The sequence below is a fragment of the Escherichia sp. E4742 genome, from assembly GCF_005843885.1.
Taxonomy (GTDB): Bacteria; Pseudomonadota; Gammaproteobacteria; order Enterobacterales; family Enterobacteriaceae; genus Escherichia.
This window is the reverse complement of record NZ_CP040443.1, coordinates 1,465,341-1,484,935: the sequence shown is the minus strand read 5'-3', so window position 1 is coordinate 1,484,935 and position 19,595 is coordinate 1,465,341. Positions and strand designations below refer to the sequence as shown.

Annotated in this window: 15 protein-coding genes and 1 pseudogene; 12 read left to right on the top strand and 4 right to left on the bottom strand. The window is 52.5% G+C overall.

Annotation, left to right across the window (positions count from 1 at the left end; all coding sequences use genetic code 11):
• Window positions 1-163 precede the first annotated feature (163 nt).
• From zapE to sspB, 6 genes are all read left to right on the top strand, one after another.
• Window positions 164-1,291, top strand: a complete 1,128-nt coding sequence (zapE, locus tag FEM44_RS07160) for a cell division protein ZapE (protein ID WP_135407988.1) — start codon at window positions 164-166, stop codon at window positions 1,289-1,291.
• A gap of 219 nt (window positions 1,292-1,510) precedes the next feature.
• Entirely contained in the window at window positions 1,511-1,939 is a 429-nt protein-coding gene (gene rplM, locus FEM44_RS07155; RefSeq protein WP_001517180.1) for a 50S ribosomal protein L13, read from the top strand.
• 15 nt (window positions 1,940-1,954) lie between these two features.
• Complete coding sequence (gene rpsI, locus FEM44_RS07150; RefSeq protein ID WP_000829818.1) at window positions 1,955-2,347, top strand: 30S ribosomal protein S9; 393 nt, start codon at window positions 1,955-1,957, stop codon at window positions 2,345-2,347.
• A gap of 156 nt (window positions 2,348-2,503) precedes the next feature.
• On the top strand, window positions 2,504-3,298 hold the full coding sequence (locus tag FEM44_RS07145; RefSeq protein ID WP_135523912.1) for a DUF695 domain-containing protein: 795 nt from the start codon (window positions 2,504-2,506) through the stop codon (window positions 3,296-3,298).
• 268 nt (window positions 3,299-3,566) lie between these two features.
• Window positions 3,567-4,205, top strand: coding sequence for a stringent starvation protein SspA (gene sspA / locus FEM44_RS07140; protein ID WP_000257293.1), 639 nt, complete (start codon window positions 3,567-3,569; stop codon window positions 4,203-4,205).
• A gap of 5 nt (window positions 4,206-4,210) precedes the next feature.
• Entirely contained in the window at window positions 4,211-4,708 is a 498-nt protein-coding gene (sspB, locus tag FEM44_RS07135) for a ClpXP protease specificity-enhancing factor (protein ID WP_064529500.1), read from the top strand.
• 43 nt (window positions 4,709-4,751) lie between these two features.
• Here the strand turns inward: sspB and dcuC are convergent, their stop codons facing one another.
• Window positions 4,752-6,119 carry an anaerobic C4-dicarboxylate transporter DcuC gene (gene dcuC / locus FEM44_RS07130; protein ID WP_135523913.1) on the bottom strand — a complete coding sequence of 456 codons (1,368 nt, stop codon included), beginning with the start codon at window positions 6,117-6,119 and terminating at the stop codon, window positions 4,752-4,754.
• 380 nt (window positions 6,120-6,499) lie between these two features.
• Here dcuC and nanR point away from each other — a divergent pair, with 380 nt between their 5' ends.
• The 6 genes from nanR (at window position 6,500) to nanQ (ending at window position 11,975) form a co-directional block, all read left to right on the top strand.
• Entirely contained in the window at window positions 6,500-7,291 is a 792-nt protein-coding gene (nanR, locus tag FEM44_RS07125; RefSeq protein WP_135523914.1) for a transcriptional regulator NanR, read from the top strand.
• 122 nt (window positions 7,292-7,413) lie between these two features.
• On the top strand, window positions 7,414-8,307 hold the full coding sequence (nanA, locus tag FEM44_RS07120) for an N-acetylneuraminate lyase (protein WP_135523915.1): 894 nt from the start codon (window positions 7,414-7,416) through the stop codon (window positions 8,305-8,307).
• A 108-nt stretch (window positions 8,308-8,415) separates the two neighbouring features.
• The gene (gene nanT / locus FEM44_RS07115) at window positions 8,416-9,906 is read left to right on the top strand and encodes a sialic acid transporter NanT (protein WP_135523916.1); all 1,491 of its coding nucleotides are present in this window, start codon (window positions 8,416-8,418) and stop codon (window positions 9,904-9,906) included.
• Between the two features lie 46 nt (window positions 9,907-9,952).
• Window positions 9,953-10,642: an N-acetylmannosamine-6-phosphate 2-epimerase gene (locus tag FEM44_RS07110; RefSeq protein WP_135523917.1), complete on the top strand. Its 690-nt coding sequence runs from the start codon at window positions 9,953-9,955 to the stop codon at window positions 10,640-10,642.
• Window positions 10,639-11,514 carry an N-acetylmannosamine kinase gene (gene nanK / locus FEM44_RS07105; protein ID WP_135523918.1) on the top strand — a complete coding sequence of 292 codons (876 nt, stop codon included), beginning with the start codon at window positions 10,639-10,641 and terminating at the stop codon, window positions 11,512-11,514. Before FEM44_RS07110 ends, nanK begins: the two co-directional genes overlap by 4 nt.
• Complete coding sequence (gene nanQ, locus FEM44_RS07100; RefSeq protein ID WP_135523919.1) at window positions 11,511-11,975, top strand: N-acetylneuraminate anomerase; 465 nt, start codon at window positions 11,511-11,513, stop codon at window positions 11,973-11,975. The genes nanK and nanQ overlap by 4 nt, the downstream gene beginning before the upstream one ends.
• 59 nt (window positions 11,976-12,034) lie before the next feature.
• Here nanQ and FEM44_RS07095 read toward each other — a convergent pair.
• The 3 genes and pseudogenes from FEM44_RS07095 to gltB all read right to left on the bottom strand — a co-directional run bounded on the left by FEM44_RS07095 (window position 12,035) and on the right by gltB (window position 19,223).
• Window positions 12,035-13,148 (bottom strand): annotated as a pseudogene (locus FEM44_RS07095) (PDDEXK nuclease domain-containing protein).
• Between the two features lie 183 nt (window positions 13,149-13,331).
• The gene (gltD, locus tag FEM44_RS07090; RefSeq protein ID WP_135523920.1) at window positions 13,332-14,750 is read right to left on the bottom strand and encodes a glutamate synthase subunit GltD; all 1,419 of its coding nucleotides are present in this window, start codon (window positions 14,748-14,750) and stop codon (window positions 13,332-13,334) included.
• A 12-nt stretch (window positions 14,751-14,762) separates the two neighbouring features.
• Entirely contained in the window at window positions 14,763-19,223 is a 4,461-nt protein-coding gene (gene gltB, locus FEM44_RS07085; RefSeq protein WP_135523921.1) for a glutamate synthase large subunit, read from the bottom strand.
• Window positions 19,224-19,595 lie beyond the last annotated feature (372 nt).

Below are 19,595 nucleotides of genomic sequence, written 5' to 3'. Positions count from 1 at the left end.
GGGTGTTGGCTTCAGGCTCCATGCCTGCGGCTGATTATGCCACTATAACCGTTAATTCCACAGAAGTGGAATCCCGACTGCATATCGCGTAGTGTAGAACGGCCTTTTTTTCGTCAACCGTGAACAACGGCACACCGATTATTCAAGGAATAACAAGAACATCATGCAAAGCGTTACCCCGACATCGCAATACCTGAAGGCGCTCAATGAGGGCAGCCATCAACCCGACGACGTACAAAAAGAGGCCGTCAGTCGGCTGGAGATTATCTACCAGGAATTAATCAACAGCACGCCGCCCACTGCGAGGGCGAGTGGGTTAATGGCGCGAGTCGGTAAACTGTGGGGTAAGCGCGAAGAGGCAAGCAGTGCACCGGTGCGTGGCTTATATATGTGGGGCGGTGTAGGACGCGGGAAAACCTGGCTGATGGACCTTTTCTATCAAAGTTTGCCGGGTGAGCGGAAACAGCGCCTGCACTTTCACCGTTTTATGCTGCGCGTGCATGAAGAACTGACTGCATTACAGGGGCAGACTGACCCGCTGGAAATTATTGCCGATCGCTTCAAAGCAGAAACCGATGTCCTCTGTTTTGATGAATTTTTTGTTTCGGATATTACCGATGCCATGTTGCTTGGCGGTTTAATGAAAGCCCTGTTCGCTCGCGGAATAACGCTGGTCGCAACGTCAAATATTCCGCCTGATGAGCTTTATCGTAATGGTCTGCAACGAGCGCGTTTTCTTCCGGCTATCGACGCCATTAAACAGTATTGCGATGTAATGAATGTCGATGCAGGCGTCGATTATCGACTACGAACGCTTACCCAGGCGCATTTATGGCTGTCGCCGCTCAATGATGAAACCCGTGCGCAAATGGATAAACTTTGGTTGGTGCTGGCGGGGGCGAAACGAGAAAATTCACCGACGTTAGAAATCAACCATCGGCCGCTGGCGACAATGGGCGCTGAGAATCAGACGCTTGCCGTCTCTTTTACCACCTTGTGTGTTGATGCCCGCAGCCAGCATGACTATATAGCGCTCTCACGCCTGTTTCACACAGTGATGTTGTTTGATGTGCCAGTCATGACGCGGTTGATGGAGAGCGAAGCGCGACGTTTTATTGCGCTGGTGGATGAGTTTTACGAGCGCCATGTCAAATTAGTGGTGAGCGCAGAAGTGCCTTTGTATGAAATTTATCAGGGCGAGCGACTGAAGTTTGAGTTCCAGCGTTGCCTGTCACGTCTACAAGAGATGCAGAGCGAAGAGTATTTGAAGCGCGAGCATTTGGCGGGGTAAAACCTGCCATAAATCACAAAAAGGGGTCGATCTTTGACCCCGACTTCTCTATAATCCTGCGACCCCACGTTACAAGAAAGTTTTTTTTCCCGAAACTTTTTGTGTGCTGGCATAGGCTATTCGAAGGGGTAGGTTTGCCGGACTTTGTCGTGTGAACCTCAACAATTGAAGACGTTTGGGTGTTCACCAACGTGTAACTATTTATTGGGTAAGCTTTTAATGAAAACTTTTACAGCTAAACCAGAAACCGTAAAACGCGACTGGTATGTTGTTGACGCGACCGGTAAAACTCTGGGCCGTCTGGCTTCCGAACTGGCTCTGCGCCTGCGCGGTAAGCACAAAGCGGAATACACTCCGCACGTAGATACCGGTGATTACATCATCGTTCTGAACGCTGACAAAGTTGCTGTAACCGGCAACAAGCGTACTGACAAAGTGTACTATCATCACACCGGTCACATCGGTGGTATCAAACAAGCGACCTTTGAAGAGATGATTGCTCGCCGTCCTGAGCGTGTGATTGAAATCGCGGTTAAAGGCATGTTGCCAAAAGGCCCGCTGGGTCGTGCTATGTTCCGTAAACTGAAAGTTTACGCGGGTAACGAGCACAACCACGCGGCACAGCAACCGCAAGTTCTTGACATCTAATCGGGATTATAGGCAATGGCTGAAAATCAATACTACGGCACTGGTCGCCGCAAAAGTTCCGCAGCTCGCGTTTTCATCAAACCGGGCAACGGTAAAATCGTTATCAACCAACGTTCTCTGGAACAGTACTTCGGTCGTGAAACTGCCCGCATGGTAGTTCGTCAGCCGCTGGAACTGGTCGACATGGTTGAGAAACTGGATCTGTACATCACTGTTAAAGGTGGTGGTATCTCTGGTCAGGCTGGTGCGATCCGTCACGGTATCACCCGCGCTCTGATGGAGTACGACGAATCCCTGCGTTCTGAACTGCGTAAAGCTGGCTTCGTTACTCGTGACGCTCGTCAGGTTGAACGTAAGAAAGTCGGTCTGCGTAAAGCACGTCGTCGTCCGCAGTTCTCCAAACGTTAATTGCTTTCTGCTTCGGCAGAATACAATTTGCGAAAAAAACCCGCTTCGGCGGGTTTTTTTATGGCTAAAGTCCGATTCCAGCCTCTTTTCCCTCTCTCTTCAGCATTATTCTCTTTTTAATAGTATTTTCCACGGACTGTAGAAAAGGATATCGCGATGGGATTATTTAATGCATTGTTTAACAAGAAAGAATCTTTAACGTTGTCGAATAAATGGGAGTTCTTTATTACAACAGTGGATGACCATGTCACGGGCATACGTGTTGATATCGGCGCCATTCAGGACGAAAGATTTGATCGACTTAACCACACCTGGTTCTTTCGTGTGCGTTATACCCATTGTTATGAAAACGGTTTACCGCAGCCTGATGAAACACAACGTTTAAATCGTATAGAGGACTGGCTTGAGGAGAGGGGCAAGGCATTACCGATTTGGTTGGTGGGGGTGGTAACACAAGAGGGCTGGCGCGATTTTGTTTTCCAGTCGGAAAAAGATCTGGACTGGGAAAGAACGCTGGATAAATTGCTCGCGGGTGGCCCGGAAGTCTCTTGCAGCTATAGTATGAGTAAAAACGATAACGGAAATTACTATCGCCAGTTCCTGTACCCGTCGAAATATGACTGGAACTGGATACACGATTCCCGCGTATGCCGTGGGCTGCTGGAACATGGTGACGATTTGACTCTTCCACGCACCATTGATTACTACGCGACATTGCCGACAGAAGCTTCTGCACGCGCCTTTGCGGAGGACGTGACGAAATTGCCATATGGCATTACGCTGGTGAGCATTCGGATGAACGACCAACAACCTGGGTATATGGCGTCATTTACTAACACTGATGCTCCTGAACAATGGCATATGACCGATATTACATGCCAGCTTACCGATTTGGCTGAAAAGCATGGCGGTAGTTTTGATGGCTGGGGCGCACCGATAGCAACGGCGTAAAAGAGGTAGACAACATTTCTGGTGGGGATTAAGTCAAGCATTTCAGACTAAGGAACATCTCTTTTTCCCCATTTCCGGCATCGACTCACCACAAAGGTCGCAAAATCTGGTAAACTATCATCCAATTTTCTGCCCAAATGTCGGGTATTGCTCATTTTTTGTTTGTTTTTCGAACAAAGAGAGTCGTTCCTTACTGGGTAACATAACTTCTGACTGGCCACCTGGTGGCTGGTAGCAGTAAAAATTCTGACTATACCTGGAGGTTTTCATGGCTGTCGCTGCCAACAAACGTTCGGTAATGACGCTGTTTTCCGGTCCTACTGACATCTATAGCCATCAGGTCCGCATCGTGCTGGCTGAAAAAGGTGTAAGTTTCGAGATCGAACACGTGGAAAAGGACAATCCGCCTCAGGATCTGATTGACCTCAACCCGAATCAGAGCGTTCCGACCCTGGTGGATCGTGAGCTGACCCTGTGGGAATCTCGCATCATTATGGAATACCTGGATGAGCGTTTCCCGCATCCGCCACTGATGCCTGTTTACCCGGTAGCTCGCGGTGAAAGCCGCCTGTACATGCACCGCATCGAAAAAGACTGGTACACGCTGATGAACACCATCATCAACGGTTCAGCTTCTGAAGCGGATGCCGCTCGTAAGCAACTGCGCGAAGAACTGCTGGCTATTGCGCCGGTCTTCGGTCAGAAGCCGTACTTCCTGAGCGATGAGTTCAGCCTGGTCGATTGCTACCTTGCTCCGCTGCTGTGGCGTCTGCCGCAACTGGGCATCGAGTTCAGCGGCCCGGGGGCGAAAGAGCTGAAAGGCTATATGACCCGCGTCTTTGAGCGTGACTCTTTCCTTGCTTCCTTAACCGAAGCTGAACGTGAAATGCGTCTGGGCCGGAGTTAATCTGTATGGATTTGTCACAGCTAACACCACGTCGTCCCTATCTGCTGCGTGCATTCTATGAGTGGTTGCTGGATAACCAGCTCACGCCGCACCTGGTGGTGGATGTGACGCTCCCTGGCGTGCAGGTTCCTATGGAATATGCACGTGACGGGCAAATCGTACTCAACATTGCTCCGCGTGCGGTCGGCAACCTGGAACTGGCGAATGATGAAGTGCGCTTTAACGCGCGCTTTGGCGGTATCCCGCGGCAAGTTTCAGTACCGCTGGCTGCTGTGCTGGCTATTTACGCCCGTGAAAATGGCGCAGGCACAATGTTCGAGCCTGAAGCTGCCTACGACGAAGATGCCAGCATCATGAATGATGAAGATGTATCGGCAGATAATGAAACCGTTATGTCGGTCATTGATGGCGATAAGCCAGATCGCGATGATGATAATCATCCTGATGATGAACCGCCGCAACCGCCACGTGGTGGTCGCCCGGCATTACGCGTTGTGAAGTAAAACAAAAACAGGCCCATGTGGCCTGTTTTGTCGTTTTAAGGGCTTAATAAAATAGCGTAATTGTGGCAATCATATTCACCACGAATCCGACGGCCATTGGGATCGCAGTCCGCTTCACCACTTCAAAGGGCGAAACGCCTGCTATTCCTGAAGTTACTACCACTACCGCAGTAATCGGCGAAACCGCACGCGCCAGCGTTGTGGCAAAGTGCATCGGCATAATCATCACTACCGCGGGTACGTGCAGTCCAGCAGCGATATTCGGAATAAGGCTGGCAAATGACATAAATGGCGCATTGCCGGAGCCCATCACAATGGCACAAATGGCAATTACCAGCGCCATAATAATCATCACGCCAATGCCACCAAGGCCAGAATGCTCTGCGCCTTTGATAACCGCATCAACGGTGCCAATCGTCGTTAAGCCTTTCGCAAATATTTCACCCGCGACCACCAGCGTTACCACGTTGGCAAACTGCGTACCCATGCCGTCAAAAAACGCCTGCACATCGTCCATTGTTTCGCGCAAGTTATGCTTGCGGAAGAACTCAACAAACATCGTCACCGTCAAACTTAGTAACATTACCACTACCAGATGCAGTTCTGACTGCATCAGCCCGACGTGGGCGAGGAACAGCGAGCCGAGCATCAGGATTAACGGCATCACCGGTAAAATGGCGTAATAGAGCGGTGGGACATTGTTGAGATCCTTTTGATCCGCCTGTTCGTGATTGATATTTTTATCTTTTTTGTCAAAAGCGCGTTGCACGAAAAAGTGGGAGATAGCCACTGAGAGAATGACACAAGAGGCGACCGGTAGCTGATAGTGGAAGAAGTAAGTGGCGATTTTCATTCCCGCTACCTGGGCGGCAAAAATGGAGTTCGTTTCCAGAATTCCCCATTCAATAGACATGGTGGTCGCGATAACCGCCACCGCAGAGAGGCGACTTACTCCCAGACTCACCAGCGTCGGAAATAACGTGACCATCAGCAACATACCCAGACCGGAGGCGCTGGTAATAAACTGCGCCATGATTTGACCGATGACGTAAGTTGCCGACAGTATGAGATACGGTGAGCGAATGAGCTTTAACGGGCGGCTTAACAAGCTCACCATCGCCCGACTGGCTCCTATGCGCTCCATATAGCGGGCATAACCGCCCACCGCCATAATCGACAGCCCCAACCCGGCAATGCGGTTGGACAGCATGCGCAGGATTTCATTATAAATATCAACAATCAGATAGCCGCTGCTTTTGGCGGGGTCGAGTACACCCCCAAACCCTAACCAGACACCACACATCATCAGGAAGATACCAGCTGCGGCCAGCACCACCTGTGGTTTGTAATTTTTAAGGATCAAATAGCCCATCGTTATTAACACGATGACAGAAATAATTATGCCGAACATTGTTCAACTCCGTGTCAAAAGAATATGGTCAATCCCATTAACGGCAGATTGAAAACAATGATGTTATATTTTTTACAAGGCTATTTATGGTGTTGGTGTCGAATTTTTTAATCGTAATAAAGATGATTTTTCATTATAAAATATACAGTTATGATTATTTCGCAAGAACACATTCATAATATTCATAATGTCTATGAATATTCTTGTAAATAATTTGGCCGGGATGTTTTTATCTGCGTTATATTTATTTTTCGCAAAAGTTAATTATTAAATTAATTACGATAATGATGCTGTACGAAGAGTAAACCCCTTCGTTTCACCCTGCTTTCATTCCTGTGATAGGATGTCATTGATGATGTTAATCACACTGACCTTAAAGAATGGGCCTTATGAACGCATTTGATTCGCAAAAAGAAGATTCTTCACCTGCAATTGGTCGCAACTTGCGTAGCCGTCCGCTGGCGCGTAAAAAACTCTCCGAAATGGTGGAAGAAGAGCTGGAGCAGATGATCCGCCGCCGCGAGTTTGGCGAAGGGGAGCAGTTGCCGTCTGAGCGCGAACTCATGGCGTTCTTTAACGTCGGGCGTCCTTCGGTGCGTGAAGCGCTGGCGGCGTTAAAGCGTAAAGGTCTGGTGCAAATAAATAACGGTGAGCGCGCTCGCGTCTCGCGTCCTTCCGCGGACACCATCATCGGCGAGCTTTCCGGCATGGCGAAAGATTTCCTTTCTCATCCAGGAGGGATAGCCCATTTTGAACAGTTACGTCTGTTCTTTGAGTCCAGCCTGGTGCGCTATGCGGCTGAACATGCCACCGATGAACAAATCGATTTGCTGGCAAAAGCCCTGGAAATCAACAGTCAGTCGCTGGATAACAATGCCGCGTTCATTCGTTCAGACGTTGATTTCCACCGCGTACTGGCGGAGATCCCGGGTAATCCGATCTTTAAGGCAATCCACGTTGCCTTGCTCGACTGGTTGATCGCCGCGCGCCCAACGGTCGCCGATCAGGCATTGCATGAGCATAACAACGTCAGCTATCAACAACATATTGCGATCGTTGACGCGATCCGCCGCCACGATCCCGACGAAGCCGATCGCGCGTTGCAATCGCATCTCAACAGCGTTTCTGCCACCTGGCACGCCTTCGGCCAAACCACTCACAAAAAGAAATAATGCCACTTTAGTGAAGCAGATCGCATTATAAGCGTTCTGTATGATGTGTTGCTTATTTGATCTGGTATAACAGGTATAAAGGTATATCGTTTCAACAGACAAGCATCACTTCAGAGGTATTTATGGCAACGAATTTACGTGGCGTGATGGCCGCACTCCTGACTCCTTTTGACCAACAACAAGCACTGGATAAAGCGAGTCTGCGCCGCCTGGTTCAGTTCAATATTCAGCAGGGCATCGACGGTTTGTACGTGGGGGGGTCGACAGGCGAAGCCTTTGTGCAGAGCCTTTCCGAGCGTGAGCAGGTACTGGAAATTGTCGCCGAAGAGGCGAAAGGTAAGATTAAACTCATCGCTCACGTAGGTTGCGTCAGTACTGCTGAAAGCCAACAGCTTGCGGCTTCAGCCAAACGTTATGGCTTCGATGCCGTCTCCGCCGTTACGCCGTTCTACTATCCTTTCAGCTTTGAAGAACACTGCGATCACTATCGGGCAATCATTGATTCGGCGGATGGTTTGCCGATGGTGGTGTACAACATTCCGGCATTGAGCGGGGTAAAACTGACTCTGGATCAGATCAATACACTGGTTATGTTGCCAGGTGTCGGCGCGCTGAAACAGACCTCTGGCGATCTCTATCAGATGGAGCAGATCCGTCGCGAACATCCGGATCTGGTGCTCTATAACGGTTACGACGAAATCTTCGCTTCCGGCCTGCTGGCGGGCGCAGACGGCGGTATCGGCAGCACTTACAACATCATGGGTTGGCGTTATCAAAGTATCGTGAAGGCGCTGAAAGAAGGCGATATCCAGACCGCGCAGAAGCTGCAAACTGAGTGCAACAAAGTCATTGATTTGCTGATTAAAACCGGCGTATTCCGTGGCCTGAAAACCGTCCTGCACTATATGGATGTGGTGTCTGTTCCGCTGTGCCGTAAACCGTTTGGTCCGGTAGATGAAAAATATCTGCCAGAACTGAAGGCGCTTGCTCAGCAGTTGATGCAAGAGCGCGGGTGAGTTTTTTCCCCTCGCTCGCCCCTACCGGGTGAGGGGAAATAAGCGCATCTGTACCCTACAATTTTCATACCAAAGCGTGTGGGCATTGCCCACCGCGGGAGACTCACAATGAGTACTACAACCCAGAATATCCCGTGGTATCGCCATCTCAATCGTGCGCAATGGCGCGCATTTTCCGCTGCCTGGTTGGGATATCTGCTTGATGGTTTTGATTTCGTTTTAATTGCCCTGGTACTCACCGAAGTACAAGGTGAATTCGGGCTGACGACGGTACAGGCGGCAAGTCTGATCTCCGCAGCCTTCATCTCTCGTTGGTTCGGCGGCCTGATGCTTGGCGCTATGGGCGACCGCTACGGGCGTCGTCTGGCAATGGTCACCAGTATCGTTCTCTTCTCGGTCGGGACGCTGGCCTGCGGCTTCGCGCCTGGTTACATCACTATGTTTATCGCTCGTCTGGTCATCGGCATGGGGATGGCGGGTGAATATGGTTCCAGCGCCACCTATGTCATTGAAAGCTGGCCAAAGCATCTGCGTAACAAAGCCAGTGGTTTTCTGATTTCAGGCTTCTCTGTGGGGGCCGTCGTTGCCGCTCAGGTTTACAGCCTGGTGGTTCCGATCTGGGGCTGGCGTGCGCTGTTCTTTATCGGCATCTTACCGATCATCTTTGCTCTCTGGCTGCGGAAAAACATTCCGGAAGCCGAAGACTGGAAAGAGAAACACGGGGGTAAAGCACCGGTACGCACGATGGTGGATATTCTCTACCGTGGTGAACATCGCATCGCCAATATCGTTATGACGCTGGCGGCGGCTACTGCGCTGTGGTTCTGCTTCGCCGGTAACCTGCAAAATGCCGCAATCGTCGCTGTTCTCGGGCTGTTATGCGCCGCAATCTTTATCAGCTTTATGGTACAGAGTACGGGCAAACGCTGGCCAACGGGCGTAATGCTGATGGTGGTTGTGTTATTTGCTTTCCTCTACTCGTGGCCGATTCAGGCACTGCTGCCAACGTATCTGAAAACAGATCTTGCTTATGACCCGCATACTGTCGCCAATGTGCTGTTCTTTAGCGGCTTTGGGGCGGCGGTGGGTTGCTGTGTTGGCGGCTTCCTCGGTGACTGGCTGGGAACGCGCAAAGCCTACGTTTGTAGCCTGTTAGCTTCGCAATTGCTGATTATTCCGGTATTTGCGATTGGCGGCGCCAACGTCTGGGTACTTGGTCTGTTACTGTTCTTCCAGCAAATGCTCGGTCAGGGCATCTCGGGGATCTTACCGAAACTGATTGGTGGTTATTTCGATACCGATCAGCGTGCGGCGGGCCTGGGCTTTACCTACAACGTTGGTGCACTTGGTGGCGCACTGGCGCCGATCATTGGTGCGTTGATTGCTCAACGTCTGGATCTGGGGACGGCACTGGGATCGCTTTCGTTCAGTCTGACGTTCGTGGTGATCCTGCTGATTGGGCTGGATATGCCTTCTCGCGTTCAGCGTTGGTTGCGCCCGGAAGCGTTGCGTACTCATGACGCTATCGACGGTAAACCATTCAGCGGTGCCGTGCCGTTTGGCGGTGCCAAAAACGATTTAGTCAAAACCAAAAGTTAATCCTGTTGCCCGGCCATGTGCCGGGCCTTTTGCTAAGGGAAGAAGTATGTCGTTACTTGCACAACTGGATCAAAAAATTGCCGCCAACGGTGGCCTGATTGTCTCCTGCCAGCCGGTTCCGGACAGCCCGCTCGATAAACCTGAAATCGTCGCCGCCATGGCATTAGCGGCAGAGCAGGCGGGCGCGGTTGCTATTCGCATAGAAGGTGTGGCAAACCTGAAAGCCACGCGTGCGGTGGTGAGCGTGCCGATTATCGGGATTGTGAAACGCGATCTGGAGGATTCTCCGGTACGTATCACGGCCTATATTGAAGATGTCGATGCGCTGGCGCAGGCAGGCGCGGATATCATCGCCATTGATGGCACCGATCGTCCGCGTCCGGTGCCTGTTGAAACGCTGCTGGCACGTATTCACCATCACGGATTGCTGGCGATGACCGACTGTTCCACGCCGGAAGACGGCCTGGCATGCCAAAAACTGGGAGCCGAGATTATTGGTACTACGCTTTCTGGCTATACCTCGCCTGAAACGCCAGAAGAGCCGGATCTGGCGCTGGTGAAAACATTGAGCGACGCCGGATGTCGGGTGATTGCCGAAGGGCGTTACAACACGCCAGCGCAGGCGGCAGATGCGATGCGCCACGGCGCATGGGCGGTGACAGTCGGTTCTGCCATTACGCGTCTTGAACACATTTGTCAGTGGTACAACACAGCGATGAAAAAGGCGGTGCTATGAGCACACTGGCGATTGATATTGGCGGTACAAAACTTGCCGCCGCGCTGATTGGCGCTGACGGGCAGATCCGCGATCGCCGTGAACTCCCCACGCCAGCCAGCCAGACGCCGGAAGCATTGCGTGATGCCTTAGCCGCGTTAGTCTCCCCGTTGCAAGCTCATGCGCAACAAGTTGCCATCGCTTCAACCGGGATAATCCGCGATGGCAGCCTGCTGGCGCTGAATCCGCATAATCTCGGTGGATTGCTACACTTTCCGTTAGTCAAAACACTGGAACAACTTACCGATTTGCCGACCATTGCCATTAATGATGCGCAGGCCGCAGCATGGGCAGAGTATCTGGCGCTGGAAGGCGATATAACCGATATGGTGTTTATCACTGTTTCCACTGGTGTTGGCGGCGGTGTAGTGAGCGGCGGCAAACTGCTTATCGGCCCTGGCGGTCTGGCGGGGCATATTGGTCATACGCTGGCTGATCCTCATGGTCCAGTCTGCGGCTGTGGACGCACAGGTTGCGTGGAAGCGATTGCTTCTGGTCGTGGCATTGCGGCGGCGGCGCAGGGTGAGCTGGCTGGCGCGGATGCGAAAACCATTTTCACGCGCGCCGGGCAGGGCGACGAGCAGGCGCAGCAACTGATTCATCGCTCCGCACGCGCGCTGGCAAGACTGATTGCAGATGTTAAAGCCACAACTGATTGTCAATGCGTTGTTGTGGGCGGCAGCGTAGGTTTGGCAGAAGGCTATCTGGCGCTGGTGGAAACGTATCTGGCACAGGAGCCAGCGGCATTTCATGTTGATTTACTGGCGGCGCACTACCGCCATGATGCAGGTTTACTTGGGGCTGCGCTGTTGGCCCAGGGAGAAAAATTATGATGATGGGTGAAGTACAGTCATTACCGTCTGCTGGATTGCATCCTGCGTTACAGGACGCATTAACGCTGGCATTAGCCGCCAGACCGCAGGAAAAAACGCCGGGCCGCTACGAATTACAGGGCGATAATATCTTTATGAATGTCATGACGTTTAACACTCAATCGCCCGTTGAGAAAAAAGCGGAGCTGCACGAGCAGTACATTGATATCCAGCTGTTATTAAACGGTGAGGAGCGGATTCTTTTTGGCATGGCAGGCACTGCGCGCCAGTGTGAAGAATTTCACCATGAGGATGATTACCAGCTTTGCAGCACCATTGAGAACGAGCAAGCCATCATCCTGAAACCGGGAATGTTCGCCGTGTTTATGCCGGGAGAACCGCATAAACCGGGATGCGTTGTTGGCGAACCTGGTGAGATTAAAAAGGTGGTGGTGAAGGTTAAGGCTGATTTAATGGCTTAAAATTTAATTCGTTTTAAAGATTCTGCAGACACCGTCTGCAGAATTCGAAACTGCTGAAATTAACGGCGTCTATAGCCTTCCTCTAGCACCGCCTGTGTTCGAACGAGTTCATCCGCGAGTCGTTTTTCATCAGGTAGTTGCATCTTATATTCGCTTGCCAGAACGGTGTTAGGCAAACCAGCCAGTGCATAATGCGCTTCTCCGACTCCTTTTTCTGCACAGAGAACCAGACCTATGGGCGGATTTTCATCCGGTAGCGTCCAGTGCTCTTTGGCGTAGTTGAGATACATATTCATCTGTCCGGCATCGCTATAGCTAAATTTTCCCACTTTTAGATCGACGATTAGCAGGCAGCGTAAACGGCGGTGGAAAAACAGCAGATCGACACGAAACCAGTTGTCATCAATGCGTAATCTTCGCTGTCGACCAACAAAGGCAAAATCATCCCCAAGTTCCAGCATGAAATCCATCAGGTGGTTGATCAGCGCCTCCTCGAAATCGGACTCTGAGTATTCATCTTTCAATTCCAGAAATTCGAGCACAAAGGGATCGCGTATCGCCTGCTGCGGAAGAATATTCGTCTCGGCAGGAGCGTGTTGTTGCAGCATGGCTGATTTGTCATGTGACAGTAGTGTTCGCTCATAAAATTGGGTCGCAATTTGCCGTTCTAGCTGGCGGACAGACCAACCACAGCGGAGGGTCTCTTTTTCATAAAAGCTACGAGCGTCAGCGTTTTTAACAGAAAGCAAACGGACGTAAGTGGACCAGGGCAGGGGGGAAGGATTTGGCAAGTTGCGCTAAATGGCAAGATTCGCCAGACAGTGTCTGCCGAATTGTGGGGGTGAATTGTGCAGACAGTGTCTGCACAATTTCAATTCGTTGAAAACAAATATAAAAATTCTTAAACTGCCATAAATTTCTGGTGGAAAACCCACGCTTATACCTTAGACTTAAATCCTTTGAGAGCCGTTTGATAAGCTGTGCACCATAAACCGCTCTTGCCTCGCCGCCTTGTTCAAATTCGACAATCCGTCGGCCAATTTCCCAGTACGTCGCGGTCATTAACGCGTTAACGCTACGTACCGTTTCCGTTCGGGCGCTATCGACCAGATGAATAATGCCGTCGTGGATTTGCTGGTAGCCTGCTGTGGTTCCTTCTGAGAGCGATTCCATTATCTGTCCCTTCATATGGCGCAGTGTTGAATAATGGAATCAGCTATACGCCGGGCATCTGCCGGTAACAATCCAGATGTGCGTATTACATTGGTTCTCTTCAGATTATGCGAGGCGCTTTCCAGAACGAAAGGACAATTTCAGCGCCGACTCTTTTCTGAGGAGGCGGCGCTGGGACAGAGCTTAAACTTCCAGCCAGTTCATAATGCCGTCTGCCGCTTTACGACCTTCGGCAATAGCGGTCACCACCAGATCCGAACCACGCACGATGTCACCACCAGCAAATATTTTCGGATTGCTGGTCTGGAAGGCGTTGTCGCTGCCTTCCGGGGCGATAATGCGCCCCTGCGAATCCAGCTCGACGCTGTGTTTTGCCAGCCATTCCATGCTGTGTGGGCGGAAACCAAACGCCATGATCACCGCATCTGCCGGAACAATATGTTCTGACCCTGCAACGATCTCCGCGCGACGACGGCCTTTAGCGTCCGGTTCGCCCATTTCGGTACGCACCATTTTCACGCCGCTGACTTTACCGTTGCCATTCACTTCAATACCCAGCGGCTGGACGTTGAATTTGAACTCTACGCCTTCTTCCCGCGCGTTTTTCACTTCGCGGCGGGAACCTGGCATGTTCTCTTCATCACGACGATAGGCGCAGATAACGTGCTTTGCTCCCTGGCGCACGGAAGTCCGCACGCAGTCCATCGCGGTATCGCCACCGCCAAGTACCACCACGCGTTTGCCTTCCATGCTGACGAAAGGCTCTTCGCTGGTTTCGCCAAAGCCCATCAACTGTTTGGTGTTGGCGATGAGGAACGGCAGCGCCGCGTACACGCCATCGGCGTCTTCGTTTTCCAGCCCGCCACGCATTGACTGATAGGTTCCGACGCCGAGGAACACGGCATCGTAGTCTTTCAGTAGATCGTCAAGCTGTACGTCACGTCCCACCTCGGTATTGAGTTTGAATTCAATACCCATGCCGGTGAAGATTTCACGGCGGCGCGTCATTACCTCTTTTTCCAGCTTGAAGGCCGGAATGCCGAAAGTCAGCAGGCCGCCAATTTCCGGGTGACGGTCGAAGACGACCGCTTTTACACCGTTGCGCGTCAGGACATCCGCACACGCCAGACCGGCTGGACCTGCACCGATAATCGCCACTTTTTTACCTGTCTGCTTGACGCCGGACATATCCGGACGCCAGCCCATTTCGAACGCTTTATCATTGATATAACGCTCAATATTGCCGATGGTCACTGCGCCAAACTCATCGTTCAGGGTACAGGAACCTTCGCACAGACGATCTTGCGGGCAAACGCGCCCACACACTTCCGGCAGGGTATTGGTTTGATGCGACAGTTCTGCCGCTTCAAAAATACGCCCCTCGTTGGCGAGCTTCAGCCAGTTCGGGATGTAGTTGTGTACCGGGCATTTCCACTCGCAGTATGGGTTGCCGCACGACAGGCAGCGGTCAGCCTGCGCTTTGGCCTGGCCTTCGGAAAACGGCTCGTAAATTTCAACAAACTCAATTTTGCGGATCTTCAGCGGTTTCTTTGGCGGATCAACGCGCTGCAGGTCGATAAATTGATAAACATTCTGACTCATTGTTGCTACCCCTTACTGCGCCTGCACGCGCAACTCTGCTGCGCTACGACTACGGTGCCCCAGCAGTGCTTTTACATCACTGGACTTCGGTTTAACCAGTGCGAATTTAGTGGCGAAGGTTGGCCAGTTAGCCAGAATTTCTTCACCACGCTGGGAACCGGTATGCTGCACATGCTCGGTGATCAAGCCGCGCAGATGCTCTTCATGGATCGCCAGAGAGTCAACGCTTAAGACCTCGACCAGTTCCGGGTTAACGCGTTTGCGGAAATCACCACTTTCGTCGAGAACGTAAGCGAAGCCGCCGGTCATGCCCGCGCCGAAGTTAACGCCGGTTTTACCCAGAATACAGACAATACCGCCCGTCATATATTCACAGCCGTTGTCGCCAATGCCTTCTACCACGGTGATAGCTCCGGAGTTACGCACGCCGAAACGTTCACCCGCGCGGCCTGCGGCATACAGACGACCGCCGGTCGCGCCATACAGGCAAGTGTTGCCGATAATGCTCGCCTCATGGCTACGGAAGGCCGAGCCAACCGGAGGACGAATGGCGATTAAGCCGCCCGCCATGCCTTTACCGACATAGTCGTTGGCGTCACCCGTCAGATACAGCTCCACGCCGCCCGCGTTCCACACGCCGAAGCTCTGGCCTGCGGTGCCGTTGAAGTACGCTTTAATCGGATCGGCAGCCAGTCCCTGATCGCCGTGCGTCTGGGCGATATAACCTGAAAGCGACGCGCCCACGGAACGGTCGGTGTTACGAATATCGAACCAGAAGGTTTTACTCTGGCGCTCATCGACAAACGGTTTCGCCTGTTGCAGCAACTGCGCATTCAGCAGGCCGTTATCAAACGGCGGGTTGTTTTCGGTGCAGTAGAGTGCCTTACCAGGATGCGGCTCGGCAGTCTCCAGCAGCTTCGACAGCGCCAGTTTTTGCTGTTTGGCGGTGAAACCGTCCAGCTCTTTCAGCAGGTCGGTGCGACCAATCAGATCTACCAGACGTGTTACGCCCAGCTGTGCCATTAGCTCACGGGTTTCACGGGCGATAAATTCAAAGTAATTCGTCACCTTGAACGGCAGGCCGTGATAGTGATTTTTACGCAGTTTTTCGTCCTGAGTTGCCACGCCGGTAGCGCAGTTGTTCAGGTGGCAAATACGCAGATATTTACAGCCGAGCGCCACCATCGGGCCGGTGCCGAAGCCAAAACTTTCCGCGCCGAGGATGGCTGCCTTGATGATATCGACACCTGTTTTCAGGCCGCCATCAACCTGCAAACGGATCTTGTGACGCAGACCATTAGCGACCAGCGCCTGTTGTGTTTCAACAAGCCCCAGCTCCCACGGGCAGCCTGCGTATTTCACCGATGAAAGCGGACTTGCGCCGGTGCCGCCGTCATAACCTGCGATGGTGATCAAGTCCGCATAGGCTTTCGCAACGCCGGTAGCGATAGTGCCTACGCCCGGCTCAGACACCAGTTTTACGGAGATCATCGCTTTCGGGTTAACCTGTTTCAGGTCGAAAATCAGCTGCGCTAAGTCCTCGATAGAGTAGATATCGTGGTGCGGCGGCGGGGAGATCAGCGTTACGCCGGGTACGGAATAGCGCAGTTTGGCGATGTAAGGAGTGACTTTATCGCCCGGTAACTGACCGCCTTCGCCCGGTTTCGCGCCCTGGGCGACTTTAATCTGAATCACGTCGGCATTGACCAGATACGCCGGAGTGACGCCGAAGCGACCGGAAGCGACCTGTTTAATGCGCGAGACTTTGTTGGTGCCGTAGCGCGCCGGATCTTCACCACCTTCGCCGGAGTTAGAGTTGCCGCCAATGCTATTCATCGCTTCCGCCAGCGCCTCGTGAGCTTCCGGGCTTAACGCGCCGATAGACATCGCAGCGGTATCGAAGCGTTTAAACAGTTCGCTTGCCGGTTCAACATCAGCAATGTTGACCGCGTTTTCACATGGCGTAATCGCCAGCAGATCGCGTAATGTCGTTGCCGGACGCTCATTAACCAGCTTCGCGTATTCCTGATAGTCACTGTATTCGCCGCTCTGTACCGCCTGTTGCAGCGTGCGCACGACATCCGGATTGTAGGCGTGGTATTCGCCGCCGTGCACATATTTCAGCAGGCCACCCTGGCTGATGGGCTTACGCGCCAGCCAGGCTCGTTTTGACAGATTCAGCAAATCCTGCTGGAAGTCTTCGAAGCCTGCCCCGCTAATGCGGCTGACCGCGCCCTGGAAGCACAGGCTCACTACATCATCGTGCAGGCCGACCGCTTCAAACAGTTTCGAGCAGCGGTAAGAGGCGATGGTGGAGATGCCCATCTTGGACATGATCTTGTACAAGCCTTTGTTGATGCCGTTACGGTAGTTCAGCATCACGGTACGATAATCTTTGGCAATCGCGTGGGTGTCGATCAAGCGCCCCAGTGTTTCATAGGCAAGGTACGGATAAATAGCCGTCGCGCCAAAGCCCAACAGTACAGCGAAGTGGTGCGGATCGCGGGCGCTGGCAGTTTCGACGATGATGTTGGCGTCGCAACGCAGGCTTTGATCGACCAGACGGGTTTGGATCGCACCAACGGCCATTGGTGCTGGAACCGGCAGGCGGTCTTTACCGATATTCCTGTCTGAAAGCACCAGTAGCACGGTGCCGCTACGCACCATTTTTTCGGCTTTGTCACACAGCTCTTTGACCGTCGCTTCGAGCGTTGTTTTGGTTACGTCAAAGGTGATATCCAGCGTATCTGCGCGGTAGTGCTCCTCTTTCATCGTCGTGAGCTGTTTAAAATCGGAGTAGAGCAGAATCGGCGATTTGAAGCTTAAACGGTGCGCCTGGCCTTCTGCTTCGCAGAAGACGTTCATTTCACGACCGATGCTGGTGGCGAGCGACATGACATGCGCTTCACGCAGCGGGTCGATTGGCGGGTTAGTGACCTGGGCAAACTGCTGGCGGAAGTAGTCGTAAATAATGCGCGGCTGGCTGGAGAGCACGGCGAATGGGGTATCGTCGCCCATCGAACCGACCGCCTCCTGACCGTTTTCGCCCAGCACACGGATTACAGAGTCCAGCTCTTCCGCGCTGTAGTTAAACTGTTTCTGGTAGCTGGCAAGCGTGTCGTCGTCCAGTTCACGGCTACCCACTTCTTCATCGGGCAAGTCTTCAAACGGTACCAGACGGCGGACGTTTTTCTCCATCCACTCTTTATATGGATGGCGGCTTTTCAGATCGTCATCGGTTTCTGCCGAGTGCAGAATGCGCCCACTGCGGGTGTCGATCACCATCAGTTCACCTGGCCCGACTCGGCCTTTTTCGACCACTTCGTCAGGCTGATAATCCCAGATGCCGACTTCAGATGCGCAGGTGATTAGTTTGTCTTTGGTGATGACGTAGCGCGCCGGACGCAGACCGTTACGGTCGAGGTTACAGGCAGCGAAACGACCGTCGGACATCACGATGCCCGCAGGGCCATCCCACGGCTCCATATGCATGGAGTTAAAGTCAAAGAAGGCACGCAGTTCCGGGTCCATATCCGGGTTGTTCTGCCAGGCTGGTGGAACTAACAGACGCATGGCGCGGATGATATCCATCCCGCCCGCCAGAAGCAGTTCCAGCATGTTATCCATCGAACTGGAGTCAGAGCCGGTTTCGTTGACGAACGGCGCTGCGTCGTGCAGGTCAGGGATCAGTGGCGTCTGGAATTTATAGGTACGGGCGCGCGCCCATTGGCGGTTACCGGTGATGGTGTTGATCTCGCCGTTATGCGCCAGATAGCGGAACGGCTGCGCCAGCGGCCAGCGCGGCACGGTGTTGGTGGAGAAGCGTTGATGGAACAGGCAGATAGCTGATTCCAGACGCAGATCCGCAAGATCCAGGTAAAAGCGCGGCAAATCCGCCGGCATACACAGACCTTTATAGATGTTGACCAGATTCGACAGGCTACAGACGTAGAAGTCTTTATCGGCTTCGAGACGTTTTTCAATGCGGCGACGGGCGATAAACAGACGGCGCTCCATATCGCGCGGACGCCAGCCTGCCGGGGCGTTCACAAAAATTTGCTCAATGCGCGGCAGAGAGGAGAGGGCGATTTCACCCAGTACACCTTCGTTGGTCGGGACATCACGCCAGCCGACAATCGACAAGGTTTCGCGTTGTAGCTCTTCTTCAACGATGCGGCGTGCGGCGGCGGCGAGTTCAGGATCTTTATTCAGGAAGATCATCCCGACGGCGTAGTTTTTCGCTAAACGCCAGCCGCGTTCCTGCGCAACGATGCGAAAAAAGCGATCCGGTTTTTGTAATAGCAGGCCGCAACCGTCACCGGTTTTACCATCGGCGAGAATCGCGCCACGGTGCTGCATGCGGGCCAGTGCGTGTATTGCAGTACGCACTACCTTGTGGCTAGGTTCGCCTTCTATGTGGGCGATCAGGCCGAAACCACAGTTATCCCTCTCAAGGGATTTATCGTACAACATATCGTGAACCTCCCCCAGGCTCTGCGGGAACCCCACTTCCGAACCGCTGCGCACGGGCACAGAAAGAGCGTGGCGACGGGGTTTGCGTTTCATACGCTTACCTCGCATTCGCCCCCTTTTTTGTCCTTTTCGCATCGGTTAATACGGTGAAGAGGGGATCTCAATTACTGCATAAATATGATGAGCAGGCTGCTCATCCAGAAAGCTTCCAGCGGATTTCCAACTTATCGGGAAAGCTGATACAGGTCAAATGGCAAGCTTATTGGTCTGGAAATGTGCTTTAGCGCAAAATTCTTTGATAACTTATTGAAATTAAATAATATGCGTTCTTTGAGCTTAATGCGATGCTCATAAGGGAAACATTCAGTTCCT

Bases quoted from the DNA above. Each gene is read 5' to 3' on its own strand.
- zapE (WP_135407988.1), top strand. From the start codon at position 164: ATGCAAAGCGTTACCCCGACATCGCAATACCTGAAGGCGCTCAATGAG.
- rplM (WP_001517180.1), top strand. From the start codon at position 1,511: ATGAAAACTTTTACAGCTAAACCAGAAACCGTAAAACGCGACTGGTAT.
- rpsI (WP_000829818.1), top strand. From the start codon at position 1,955: ATGGCTGAAAATCAATACTACGGCACTGGTCGCCGCAAAAGTTCCGCA.
- FEM44_RS07145 (WP_135523912.1), top strand. From the start codon at position 2,504: ATGGGATTATTTAATGCATTGTTTAACAAGAAAGAATCTTTAACGTTG.
- sspA (WP_000257293.1), top strand. From the start codon at position 3,567: ATGGCTGTCGCTGCCAACAAACGTTCGGTAATGACGCTGTTTTCCGGT.
- sspB (WP_064529500.1), top strand. From the start codon at position 4,211: ATGGATTTGTCACAGCTAACACCACGTCGTCCCTATCTGCTGCGTGCA.
- dcuC (WP_135523913.1), bottom strand. From the start codon at position 6,119: ATGTTCGGCATAATTATTTCTGTCATCGTGTTAATAACGATGGGCTAT.
- nanR (WP_135523914.1), top strand. From the start codon at position 6,500: ATGGGCCTTATGAACGCATTTGATTCGCAAAAAGAAGATTCTTCACCT.
- nanA (WP_135523915.1), top strand. From the start codon at position 7,414: ATGGCAACGAATTTACGTGGCGTGATGGCCGCACTCCTGACTCCTTTT.
- nanT (WP_135523916.1), top strand. From the start codon at position 8,416: ATGAGTACTACAACCCAGAATATCCCGTGGTATCGCCATCTCAATCGT.
- FEM44_RS07110 (WP_135523917.1), top strand. From the start codon at position 9,953: ATGTCGTTACTTGCACAACTGGATCAAAAAATTGCCGCCAACGGTGGC.
- nanK (WP_135523918.1), top strand. From the start codon at position 10,639: ATGAGCACACTGGCGATTGATATTGGCGGTACAAAACTTGCCGCCGCG.
- nanQ (WP_135523919.1), top strand. From the start codon at position 11,511: ATGATGATGGGTGAAGTACAGTCATTACCGTCTGCTGGATTGCATCCT.
- gltD (WP_135523920.1), bottom strand. From the start codon at position 14,750: ATGAGTCAGAATGTTTATCAATTTATCGACCTGCAGCGCGTTGATCCG.
- gltB (WP_135523921.1), bottom strand. From the start codon at position 19,223: ATGTTGTACGATAAATCCCTTGAGAGGGATAACTGTGGTTTCGGCCTG.